Source organism: Pusillibacter faecalis (assembly GCF_018408705.1).
In the GTDB taxonomy this organism is placed as follows: domain Bacteria; phylum Bacillota; class Clostridia; order Oscillospirales; family Oscillospiraceae; genus Oscillibacter; species Oscillibacter faecalis.
The window spans coordinates 1,576,725-1,588,593 of the sequence record NZ_AP023420.1 but is presented as its reverse complement, the minus strand read 5'-3'; the positions used below and the strand labels follow the sequence as shown (position 1 = coordinate 1,588,593).

Genomic DNA, 11,869 nt, shown 5'->3' with positions numbered 1-11,869 from the left:
TCAACAGCAGGTTCTGGCGAAATAGAGGAGCGTGAATTCCACTGGATTATTTCATTGCAATTGACGGCGGAGGAACCAAGACCGATACCGTTCTCTTTGATGAGACGGGACATATCCTCTATCGTGATGTTACAACAGGCTGCAATGCTCTGGACATTGGCCGGGATCAGGTCAAACAGCTTCTTTTGGAGACCATTTACCGAGTTTCAAGCCGCATTGAGTGTGAGATTACATCCATCTTTGGCGGCATTGCGGGAAATTGTCACAGCCATGGAGCGCTTTACCAATTCCTAAGGCCCCGAGTGGCTGCAAGAAGCTTTGCAATCTGTGACGACACATACAGCGTTATCTCCAGTGTCCTTGGGCACCGGGACGGCTGCGGCTTGGTGGCCGGAACCGGCTCGTCACTCTTTGTGCGCGCTGGCAGCAAGGGGTGCATCCACATCGGCGGCTGGGGGTATCTCATTGACACTGGGGGCAGCGGCTACGACCTTGGGCGGGATGCTATATATATGGCGCTGCGGTCTGTAGATGGCCGCGGCAGGAAAACCGTACTCAATCATCTTTTGGAAAAAGAGCTCGGCTGCCGAGTGGAGGACGCTATTTCCGGAATTTATGCTGGGGGCCGCCCTTACATCGCATCTTTGGCGCACAATGTGTTTGAGGGGCGGCGTATGGGAGATTCTGTCTGCGGGGAGATTTTTGACCGCGGCGTGCAGCACCTCTCGGAGTTAGTAGAAACTGCCTCGCAATATTATTCGGGAGAATATCCAGTCGTGTTGGGTGGAGGGCTTTTTTCCGCATATCCGGAATATGTGGAAGCGCTTCAAAGGCAGGTCCCTGCCCAAGCCCGTCTGCTGACGACCAATATGCCGGTGGTCTATGGTGCGGCTGTTGAGGCCCTTTGGAGCGCGGGATACCCGGCTTCTGAAGCCTTTCAGCGGCAGTTCCTTTTGGATTATCAGAACTGCGAGGCCTAGTTCCTGCAAAGGCTGAAGAGCCGAGCCTTAGGAAACCGCATCTATTTTTGCCGCAGCCCTTTCGAAATTTACGACGGCTGCAAAAATTTTGAAAGAATGGAAGCGCCAATATGAAGATGCCAAAGGAAGCAAGGGAATTGGCCGATTACCTTGATCGGCCTCTCACCTGTGGGTGCGGGAGGGAGCACTACGCCCCCCTGAAGGCTGTGAGCATCCGGAAAGATGCCATTGAGGATCTGCCCGCCTATGTAAAAAAACTGGGCTTTCAGCACCCCTACCTGATCTGCGACCTTGTTACCTATGAGATCGCCGGAAAGCGCTGCGCAGAGGTGCTCTCCGCAGCCGGATGCCATGCGCAGACGCAAGTCCTCACCCACGTCGGCTTTGACGAGGCCACCGTCGGTGAGCTCCTCATCCACATGCCCGCAGACTGCGACCTGTGTGTGGCTGTTGGAACCGGCGCCATCAACGATATGACCCGCTTTTTCAGCCACCGCATGGGCCGGCCCTTTTTCACCGTGGCCACCGCCGCGCCCATGGACGGCTTTGCCTCCTCCATCGCGGCCATCAATGTCAACAGCCTGAAAACCACCTTCCAGGCCCAGACTCCCACCGTCATCCTTGGAGACACCGAGATTTTGAAGAACGCTCCCTACCGCATGATCGCCGCCGGCCTGGGGGACCTTCTGGGAAAGTTCACCTGCCTTTGCGACTGGAAGCTGTCAAGGCTGATCAACCGCGAGCATTACTGCGAAAACATCGCGGGGCTGGTGGAAAGCTGCGTCCAAAACGTTCTGAAAGACGCGGGAAAGGCCAAGGACCGCGATCCGGAGGTCCTTGGCAAGATTATGGAGGGGTTGGTATTAACGGGGGTTGCCATGAGCCTGTATGGGAACTCCAGGCCGGCCTCCGGCTGCGAGCACCATATGTCCCATTACTGGGAGATGTGGTTTGAGCAGCGGGGTCTGCGGCCAGTTCCCCACGGGACTCAGGTGGGCGTGGCCACGGTGCTGGTATTGAAGCTGGCGGAAAAGCTCCGCGGCACGAAGGTGGACTTTGACGCCGCCAGGGAGTCCGCCCGGTCCTATTCCCCGGAGGCATGGGAGCGGGCCATCCACCGTGCATACGGCCCGGCGGCGGAGGGTGTGATTGCCCTGGAGGAGGCGTCGCGGAAGAATGAATCTGCCGGGCGCCTGGCCCGGATCGACGCCATACAGTCCCACTGGGAGGAGATCACGGCTCTGCTGGCGGAGCTGCCTGGCTCCGCCGAGGTGATGGAGCTGCTGCGGTCCCTGCAGTCCCCCTGTCTGCCGGAGGAGATTGGGGTGGACGGGCGGCTTCTCAGAGATACCCTTCTGTACGCCAAGGAGGTCCGCCCGCGCTATACCCTTCTTCAGATGGCCTGGGATCTGGGTGTCCTCGAACGTCTGTCGGACGACCTCATTTCAAATCTCCAACATTAAAAAGAGACCCAGAGCATGCGAATATTGCATGCTCTGGGTTTTGCCATGTTCTTGCGGGAAAATATGTGATGATACCAGGCGGTCAGCTCTCCATGCTTTCCGTATTGGCATGCTCCCTAGTCTGCGGGCTCTCCTCCACTCTCAAAATTCCAGAGACATCAGCTCTCCTGCGGCTCCGTCCATGATGATTCCCACCATATCCGCGGTGTGAATGCGCCCTGGCAATCCATCCGCAAAAAAGCAGCAAACTGCCAGAAACTTTATATAGTAAAAGAGCGAGATTTGCGCCAGCAGATGGGCGAAGGCCCTCATATTCCAGTTTATGGCTCTCTTCCGGGTCGAAAGACCAACAGTCCGGTGCCGGCCCCAAGCAATCCCCATTGCGCCAGCATGGAGGCCGGCGGCACAGAAAACGCCGGGTCCAGCGTTCCCAGGCTCAGCGGGTATTCCGTGAAAAAGCTTCCGTTCCAGAGTCCCAGCACTTCCGGAAGTGGGAGTGCCGCGCACAGGAGCGGAGCCGCCATCCACACGTAAATCAGCCAGGGCCGGTACTGCCCCAGCAGCCATCCGCTCCCCAGGGAAAACACCAGCGGGGGAGTCAGCGTGATCAGTGCTGGAATCAGCAGGGTTTCCCACTCGTGCCAGTCAAAATATTGCTTGTAGAACACGGCGGCCTCTGCCAGACAGCAAAGCGCCAGCAGTCCGGTCCCCAGCAAAGCGGCGGCACACCGGGCAAGCGCGTAGCGGTTTGGCGGCATTTGTGTAGCATTGGTAAGCACCGCCGCCCGCCGGGCTTTGTCCGAGGTGAAAAAGGTCAGAAAAAACAGCGCGCCAATCCATAACAAGGGGAGCATCCGGCTCAAATAGTCCCCGAAGCTCCAGGGCGAGAACGGGGCCGTATGGGACACGCCCAATATGGTCACCCCGCCCAGCACCTGCCAACCGTAGAACAAAAGCGCCAGCGCAATTCCCAGAAAAAAACGATTCCACAGCAGGCGCCGCAACTCATAACAAAAAATTTTACGCAAGGTCCAGATCCTCCTCCGTCAGCCCGCAGGCGCTCAAGAAATCCTGATAGGTAAGGTAGGGATACATCGGGTCCAGCTCCCGGTTGAACAAATCGTGCAGAATCCGGTCCATGGCTTCCTCTCCGCCGACCAACTCCTCCGCCTTCAAAATTTTCAGCGGCATCTCGCAGTACTGCCGCACAAAGGCAAGGCTTCCCGTGATTTCCAACCGCTGCTCCTCCGGCAGAGCCGCCAGATACTCTGGGTTGCGGACGTAGAAATTCAGATTGTAATCGTCCACCGCCTGCCGCCACGATTCCACATAGTTCTTTTGGGCATAGTCCTCATCATAAAGGTCCTTCACGATGCGGTAGGTCGTGTAAACCGTCAGGCCCTCCGCCGACCAGGGGCCCGCCGCAACATCAAACATGTTCCCCAGCCCCCACCACTGGTGGACCAGCTCGTGGATCATCACCTCGCCTGGAACGGCGCCTTTGCCGTCATCGCTCAGATTGACGGCAGTAAAATCCGCCTCGTCCAGCAGACTGGCTCCATCCGAGGCATAGCCGCCGCCCGCAACCCGGCTCTGAATGAGCTTCAGGGTTCCGCCGGCTTCAAAGGACAATGGGCCGTAGTGCTCCGTGCAGTAGCCCGCCACGGTTCTCACCGCGTCCGCCGCCCCGGCAGCCTCCATGACAGTCTGATGCTTGCGCCCGTAATAGAGCTCAATGGCAATGCCGCCGGCCTGAATGTCCTCCCGGATGTAATCGCCTGCATACAGGATGCCTCCGGTGCCGTTGTCCTCATAGCGCCAAGTAATGGTGCCGTCCTGGTGCTCGGTCACCGCCTCCGCCCGACTTGCCCCAAAGGGAATGGCTGTCATGGAGCCGGGTAGGGTAATTTCAATCGTGGTGGGCCACATTCCCTCGTCCGGCAGCACATTGAAAAGGCGGGGCGACAGGGCCGCATTTTCCAGGCAGAGATACTCATCGCTTATCTCTGCACCGCCCTGCATCACAGAGATGTTGCGGTCCTCCCGCGGAAAGCCGCCATACTCCACCACCAGCTCCACGTCCTCATCCGCCGGGATATGGGCCTTCAGCATTGCCTCATTATACTCCTGATACTCTCCCACAGAAAACGGGATGTCCCTGCCGTTTGCCTGCACAGAGGAGACCTCATAGCCGGGATTCACGCCAAATGCCACCGTCTGTTCCCGGCCGGAGGTGTTGTGAAATTGATAGGACGCCCGGCCGGAGACTGTGCCGGCGGCAGTGTCCGGAAACACCTGGGCGGCCCGGCCGGAGCAGACCACCCCATCCAGATACGGGAGGTCGTAAAAAGACATCACGGTTTGGTCCGGATTGCTTTGATCCACCATGGGCTGGGCGGCATAGGCCGTGCCGGAACAGGCCAGAAGCGCCAAAGCGATCACCGGGCGGTAAACTCGCCGGACACTCCGGGCCAGGGAGCCGAGAAGCCCCTTCCCATACTGTCGGATGCAAAGCCAGGAGAGAACCCAGACCCCGGTTAGAGCCGCCAGCCAGGTCAGGCGCATCCAGGCCACAGACCGGAAGATTCGGAAGTTGGAAAAGTCGTCGGACAGCGCCCAGACGCAGGGGTTCAGCCAGCAAAGCTGCCAGTCGTCCGCCCAAACGCTCAGGCTCAGCCCCGCAAAAACCGCCAGCGCCACCAGGGACAAATCCACCCGCCTGGCGAACTGATAAGCGGAGGAAGCGGCGAGAATCCCCAGCGGGAGGGCCAGTCCCATGAAGAGGGCATACGCCAAAAGATACTCCGCGCCGTCAAAGACAGCGCCGATCAGCCCCCGGCTGACGGGAAGCCAAACCAGCATAGCCAGGCACAGCGTCAGCGCCGCCCCGCTCATCAGCGCCAGCAGCCGCACCAGAGCCATGCGCAGGGGAGAAACCGCCGCGTCCACCAGCACATCCACCCGGCATCTGTTTGCCCGGTCCAGCTCAAACACCGCTAGCAGGCCGAAGAGAACTCCCCCCGCCGCGCCGCCGGCCAGGGCCGGATTTGCCAAATACATGGAGAGCATCGTCCCGGCGCTGGCCGGCTTGTAGAGCGTGAGTCCCGCCAAAGGGGAGAGAAGGGTCAGCAGAGCAATCAGCCAGGTCAGGCGGCTGAGAAGGAGCCGCCGCAGCTCCAGAGAGAACAGAGGAATCGCTTTCACTGTGCCGCCTCCCTTGAGATGAAATAGAGGTAGGCGTCCTCCAAGGTGGGTTCCGCCGGCTGTGCGCCGGCCGGGAGCGTATCCGCCACCGCCCGACAGCGGATACCCTGGCCGGTGTTGACCCGGGCCGTGATGTGCAGGCCCGGGTCCCGGACGGCCTCCCGCTCCCAAAAGACCCCCACATGCCCCGCGGCGGACTGGATCAGCTGCTCCGGCGTGCCGGTGAACAAAATGCTTCCATGGTTCATCACAACCAGCTGGCCGCATACCGACTGCACGTCCTCAATGATATGCGTACTGAGCAGCACCAGGCGGTCTTGGGCCTTCTGGGAGAAGAGGTTCCGAAAGTGAATGCGCTCCTCCGGGTCCAGGCCCACCGTGGGTTCGTCAAACAGTAAAAAGGCCGGATCTCCCAGCAGGGCCTGGGCAATCCCCACCCGCTGGCGCTGGCCTCCGGACAGGGTGCGGATTCTGGCGTTGGCTTTCTCCGCTAGGTTTACGGACTGAATCGCCTTTTGAACGGCGGCCCCGGCATTGCGCAGCCCTTTCAGGGCCGCCATATAATCCAGGAACTGTGCCACCGTGAGCTCGTCAAACAGCCCGAAGTCCTGTGGAAGATAGCCGAGTCTGGCTTTCAGCTGCCGCTCCTCCTGCTCCAATGGGCGGCCGTCTATCAGGATGCGTCCCTGTGTCGGCACCAGTGCGGCCACCAGCAGCTTCATCAGTGTGGATTTTCCTGCGCCGTTAGGACCCAGGAGCCCGATCAGACTGGGGGCCTTCAGCGCAAGATTGATCTGGTGCAGCGCCTGTTTTCCGCTGGGATAGGTCATACTCAAATTCTGAAGTTCCATTTGCATAGGTTGGCGTCCTTTCTGTCTGGATTTCAAAAAGAGGCTACCAGGCCCATATGGAGAGCGTTTGGAGGAATTGTGTGCTTTTTGTGAAGGCAGCGCCGCCTCCCCCAAGAAGCGGCGCAAACAAGACGGGCCTTGAAAAAGCGTTCAAGGCCCGGCCTGTTCGGATTTCAGGGACAGTTCATGTCTCTCCCTCTTTGCTCCTGCGGCTCTTCCAGCGGAGACGAAGGCCCTTCCTCTCCGCATTTTTTCCATCTCGCCAGCGTTGGCAAAAATTCCAGGAGTCCGGCTCTTGCCTCCTCCCTGGTCAAATGCAGCCCATTTTCCCGGTTCCATTCCTCCAAGAAAAGCAGATTGCTTTCCACCAATTCCTCCATCGTCAGCTCCCGGACAAAGGCCCCTCGCTGATAACAGAAGGCACAGTACTCCTCGCAAGTACTTCCATCGCGCTCGGTTCCTTTGTCGCCATCATCTCTCAGAACCATGCCGCAGCTTTGGCAAAGCTGTGCAGGCTGCCCCAGCAGGTAGTCCACAGACACCTCGAATATCTGAGCCATCAATTTCAGCGTGTCCGTGTTGGGAACCGTCTCACCATTTTCCCAGCGGGAAACAGCCTGCCTAGTGACCGCCAATTTTTCAGCCAATTCATCCTGTGACCAGTGCCGCCGCTTCCTCAATTCCAAAATTGCTGTTTTCGTTTCCATAGCCGTGTCCCACCTTTCCTGATTTCTGATTGTAGCACCCCTTATACGCCCAGGCAAGCAACCTGCTGTTGCCCCACATCGGCGTCTCGGGCAAAACGGCGCCTCAACAGGTTAAAAAGGAGGAAAGAGAACCGTTGCCCGTACGCCAGCCTCTGTGTTCTCCAATGTGCAGACGGCGCCGTGCCGCTCCAGAATCATCCGCGCCAGATAAAGCCCCAAGCCGCTGCCTCCGGTATCGCGGTTCCGGGAGCCCTCCTCCCGGTAAAACGCCTCAAAGAGGTGGGGCAGCGCCTCCTGGCTGATATGGACGCCGGTATTTTCTATCGTCAGCGCCGGATGTTCCTCCGCTCTCCCGCACCATACCCGGATCTCCGCGCCCTGCGGGGAATAAAGGGATGCATTGGAAAGCAGATTTTCAACGGCCTTGCCCAGCAGCGAGGCATCCCCGCCCACCAGAACTCCCGGCGTCAGGGTGGACGCGAGGCGCTGCCCGCGCTGTTCCAGCAATTCCGCGTCCAGGGCAAGCTGCCGTTCCAACAGGCCGGACAGCGTTACAGGCTCCCGGCGGATCGCCGCCGTCCCGGTCTCCATACGGGATATCTCCAGCATCTCCGAAATCAAATTCTCCATCCGCCCCGTGACCTGGAGAGAGCGCAGCAGGTACTTGTCCCGGTCCCGGTACACGTCCACCCCCTCCAGCATACCGGAGAGCTGGCCTTTTAAAATGGTGACAGGTGTTTTCAGCTCGTGGGAGGCCGCGGAGAAGAAGGCCATCCGCTGGCGGTCCAGTTCCCGCTCCTGCTCCACCTCTCCCCGCAGGGCGTGGTTGGCGTTCTCCAGCTCCCGCAGGGCCGTGGACAGCCGCCGGGACATCTCATCCAAACTGCGGCCCAGCTTTCCAATCTCGTCCCGGCGCTCCTCCCCGCACTCCCAGGTAAAGTCCAGCTCCGCCATCTTGCCGGCAATGCCGCTGAGCCGAACGATGGGGCGGGTGATGTACCGGGAGTAGACCAACGCACACAGCAAGGAAAACGCCAGCAGTGTCAGCAGCAGCCATGGCGCCATCTGAATCAACGCCCGTACCGCCACATTTTCCGCCTCAATACGGGGCGTGACGCAGAGGGAGTAGAGCTCCTGCTGGTCGGCAAACCGCACGTCGACCAGCATCGCGTCCTGTTCAGACATGGTGACGCTCACCATGCCCTCCGCTTCTGCCGTCCCAGTTTCCCAAGCAACAGCCGCCGTATCATCCACGGAAGTCACAATGCACTCAGAAGCTGCGCCAACCATCGTCGGGTCATTTTCGCGCAGGGACTGGGCGGCAAGCAGGGAGCCCGTGGCGGCGATCTCCCCGTCCGGCCCCAACAATGCAGCGCTCGCCCCAGTGGTGCGGATAAACGCATCCAGCAGCGGCCCGCAGTCCTCAAAAGAGGATCGCGCCAGATCGCCCAGCAAGTCGTCTACCTGCCGCGTCAAATCGTCGTTGATCACTGTGGTATAGGTAACTGGCGCGGCCAGTGCAACCAGCCCGAAGGTGACGCCTCCGGCGCCAAGCAGGACCCATGCAGTGATGAGAAAGATGCGTGCGGTCAAACTCTCACTGATTTTCCTTCGCAGCACGATACCCCACTCCTCTCACAGTCTCGATATATCCCCGCCCCAGCTTATGTCGGAGGTTCTTAATGTGGCTGTCCACCACCCGTTCGTCCCCGAAAAAGTCATAGCCCCAGAGCTTGGCCAGCAGCATTTCCCGGGTAAACACACGCCCCGGCGCGGCCAAAAAGGTGTGCAGCAGTTCAAATTCCCGGGCGGTTAGCTCCAGGGGACGGCCCTCCAGAAGGACCTCTCTGGCGTCCAGCCGCATGGTCAGATCCCGGTAGCGCAGGCAGCTCTCCGCCGCGCCGGTATTCCGGCGCAGAATCACCCGGATTTTCTCCAGCAGAACGGGCATGGAAAAGGGTTTTGTCACATAGTCGTCAATGTCCAGGCCAAATCCCCGGAGCTGCTGTTCTTCTCCGTCCAGGGCCGTAAGCATCAGGATCGGGACCTGGGAACTCCGGCGGATCAGTTCGCAGACTCCAAAGCCGTCGATTTTCGGCAGCAGGATGTCCAGGAGCACCAAGTCAAAGGAGCGTGATTGAAACAGCGTCAGAGCCGTCACGCCATCTCCCGCGGTAGCTGTTTCATACCCGGCATCCCGGAGGTAGGCACAGAGCAGCTCCTGAATATCCGGCTCATCTTCTATGATTAAGATTTTTTTCACAAGCAATCACCACGTTGCAGTATAACATGGGATTGTGAATTTTTCATGGAGAATTGTTTTTCTGTTTCCCCTGAATATTCTCCATTTCCCGGGAAATTTGACCAACTGGCTGTACATGGGATGGCTTTGTGCCATGCACAACATATGAGGGGCTTGTCTACCCCTCACTGGAGCGCTCTCCCTTTTCCGTTCTGTCTGTTTCTCCTGGATCTGCCTTTGAGTCAGGGTCGATAGACGGCCTCCCCCGCTCATGATTTTTGTGCGTGTCCCTTGACATCTGTAGCCGCCGGTTTCGCGGGCACCGGAGAGTCGATTGCCGCCGTGGGCCAGGCCTTTTATACACAATTCAGCGCGCCACGGACACAGGCAAATGCAGACGCACATAAAGTGATTATGCATCCTTTCCGGTTACTCCGCAGGGAAGGGAACCAGGTGCATGTTTGTTGTTTGCCACCCGTTTGCATCGTAAACAAGCGCTGACAGCAGCGAAGGACAGGCCTGCGCGCCGGCCTGTCCTTCCTGTGTCAGTAAAAAAGCTGCATGTTTCTTGTTCCCGCGCCTTGCATCGCCCGCAGCGGTCTCAGATGGTTGCCGTCCCCTCATCCAGGATAGAAATGGCCCTGCTCAAAAATGCGGCGGTCTCGGCTGGGGCTGCGGGAACATTGAGCAGCGTGGAGTAATAGAGGTCATAGCGCAGGGTGCAGGCCAGGGAGTCTATAATCAGCCTGGCGTCCGTATGGTCCCCGGGATAGAAAATCAGATACCAGTCGCCTCGTTTGACCCAGAGAGTAATGGCATCCCCCAGGGCGTCATGCACAATGACGTTTTCCTTGGATACAATGCGAACGGCGGGGGAATCCTCCCCACAGCAGCTCCGCAGATTCACCAGCAGCTCCCGGCGGGCGGCCCGGGAAACAAAAACCGGTTTTCCGGTCAGCGCGGTCAGTGCGGTGTCCAGAGCCTGCGGCGCCGCGGCGAAGTCCAGAAGGTCCTCCTGGTAGTAGAAAAAGGTCTTCCGGATGGCCGGGTCCTGAAACTGCTCCTGAAAGACCCGTTGAAACTTTACGCAATAGTTGGTCATCTCGTCCGCCACATGGTTTTGCCGCAGCAGCTCCCGCAGGGATTCCGGTTTGAGAAGCAGGAAGCTGGGGAATTTCCCGGCAAAGAGGAGCGGCGGGGCTTTTTTTTGGTGGAGCTGGACGAGACTCAAAAGCAGGGTGTGGTTTTCCACCGTGTCGATAAAAATCTGGTGCTGCCGCTGCTCATACAGATTCTTGAGATAGTGCTCCTGAGCCGAGAGCATCAGGGGATCGGAACAGACGGTGGTGATATAGGACTTAGGCTGGTCCTCCGGCGCGTAGAACATCACGGACCGGGTCCCCTCCGCCAGGTAGTAGGCGCAGGCCGGTGACTCCTCCGCCATATTGGCGGAGTATCCTGGGTACAGGTTCTTGTGAGACGTGAATTTCCAGATACTGTAGAACGTGGCCCGATCCAAGTTGTTCAGATTGGAAAAATAATAGATCACGCCGCCGGCATCCATATACCGCAGGGCATACTCATGACACAGGGAGAACCAGTCCAGATGCCGGGGGCACCAGGAGGCGTATAGGACCTCCTTCAAGTAGATATCCGGCTTGGGATTCAGGGTCAGTACATGTTCAAAGAACTGCTTGAGCGCCTCAATCCGGCGCTCAAGCCCCACCAGAACCTGAACCGGGGCGGCGGGGAGCGGAGAGTCTACCTGCTCCCCGCCGCCCGGCTGAATCAGGAACTGCCGAAGTCTCTGCCGCATCAGCGCCTCCCGCTCCTCCGGCGGCCGGTCCGCCGGCTCCGGCAGCAAAAACCGCTCCAGTCTTCCGTCTGCGTGCTGGGCGTTGACTGACAAAAAGAGTTCCTCCAGCTGTTCAAAATAGCTTCTGGAGGTCTTTAGCTCCCGGGAGCCGGTCTTCCACCGGCTCACATGGCTGGGGCTGACATAAAGCGCCTGGGCAATATCCACGGCGGCCAGGTCCAGCAGCTTCATCAGCCGTGCAAAGCTCTTGGGGTTCATGGTGGACATGCGTGCTCTCCCTCCCTCTGGAACATGAGTGTCAATGGGGGGCCGGCCAGCCGCAGGGGGCTCAGCCCCACGGATCTGGGCGGCGCTCCCCCCCTCCGTCAAACTTTTGGCATTTGCCAGGGAATTGCTGATTTGCCAAATCATCTATCTTTTTTCACAACATTTTTATAAGATATGACTAAGGCAGCCGACTTTATCTCCTCATGCCAGTCCGCAATCCCAGCGGCATCCGGCATGATGGGTCTTGCATGGATTATACCATAAAACCGGTGTCCGTGGCAAAAAAAAGCAGTATGGCCCGGCCTTTATCCCTGAACCGCGGGATGACCGCGGCTTGAA

At 58.9% G+C, this 11,869-nt stretch carries 9 protein-coding genes; 2 read left to right on the top strand and 7 right to left on the bottom strand.

The features are described from left to right. The first annotated feature begins 35 nt into the window (after positions 1 to 35). Together KJS55_RS08035 and KJS55_RS08030 are read left to right on the top strand one after the other, a co-directional pair. The gene (locus tag KJS55_RS08035; protein ID WP_187032738.1) at positions 36 to 980 is read left to right on the top strand and encodes a BadF/BadG/BcrA/BcrD ATPase family protein; all 945 of its coding nucleotides are present in this window, start codon (positions 36 to 38) and stop codon (positions 978 to 980) included. A gap of 110 nt (positions 981 to 1,090) precedes the next feature. Beyond that, on the top strand, positions 1,091 to 2,443 hold the full coding sequence (locus tag KJS55_RS08030) for a sn-glycerol-1-phosphate dehydrogenase (RefSeq protein WP_213543094.1): 1,353 nt from the start codon (positions 1,091 to 1,093) through the stop codon (positions 2,441 to 2,443). A 320-nt stretch (positions 2,444 to 2,763) separates the two neighbouring features. Here the strand turns inward: KJS55_RS08030 and KJS55_RS08025 are convergent, their stop codons facing one another. The 7 genes from KJS55_RS08025 to KJS55_RS07995 form a co-directional block, all read right to left on the bottom strand. Beyond that, entirely contained in the window at positions 2,764 to 3,471 is a 708-nt protein-coding gene (locus KJS55_RS08025) for a hypothetical protein (RefSeq protein WP_187030342.1), read from the bottom strand. Continuing rightward, positions 3,464 to 5,647, bottom strand: coding sequence for a hypothetical protein (locus tag KJS55_RS08020; RefSeq protein ID WP_213543093.1), 2,184 nt, complete (start codon positions 5,645 to 5,647; stop codon positions 3,464 to 3,466). The genes KJS55_RS08025 and KJS55_RS08020 overlap by 8 nt, the downstream gene beginning before the upstream one ends. Then, the gene (locus tag KJS55_RS08015) at positions 5,644 to 6,504 is read right to left on the bottom strand and encodes an ABC transporter ATP-binding protein (protein ID WP_213543092.1); all 861 of its coding nucleotides are present in this window, start codon (positions 6,502 to 6,504) and stop codon (positions 5,644 to 5,646) included. Before KJS55_RS08015 ends, KJS55_RS08020 begins: the two co-directional genes overlap by 4 nt. 167 nt (positions 6,505 to 6,671) lie before the next feature. Continuing rightward, entirely contained in the window at positions 6,672 to 7,205 is a 534-nt protein-coding gene (locus KJS55_RS08010) for a zinc ribbon domain-containing protein (protein ID WP_187030336.1), read from the bottom strand. Positions 7,206 to 7,316: 111 nt separating this feature from the next. Then, positions 7,317 to 8,825, bottom strand: coding sequence for a sensor histidine kinase (locus KJS55_RS08005; RefSeq protein WP_187030334.1), 1,509 nt, complete (start codon positions 8,823 to 8,825; stop codon positions 7,317 to 7,319). Continuing rightward, positions 8,803 to 9,468, bottom strand: coding sequence for a response regulator transcription factor (locus KJS55_RS08000; RefSeq protein ID WP_187030332.1), 666 nt, complete (start codon positions 9,466 to 9,468; stop codon positions 8,803 to 8,805). Before KJS55_RS08000 ends, KJS55_RS08005 begins: the two co-directional genes overlap by 23 nt. A gap of 580 nt (positions 9,469 to 10,048) precedes the next feature. After that, positions 10,049 to 11,530, bottom strand: coding sequence for a hypothetical protein (locus KJS55_RS07995; RefSeq protein ID WP_213543091.1), 1,482 nt, complete (start codon positions 11,528 to 11,530; stop codon positions 10,049 to 10,051). Between the last annotated feature and the right edge of the window lie 339 nt (positions 11,531 to 11,869).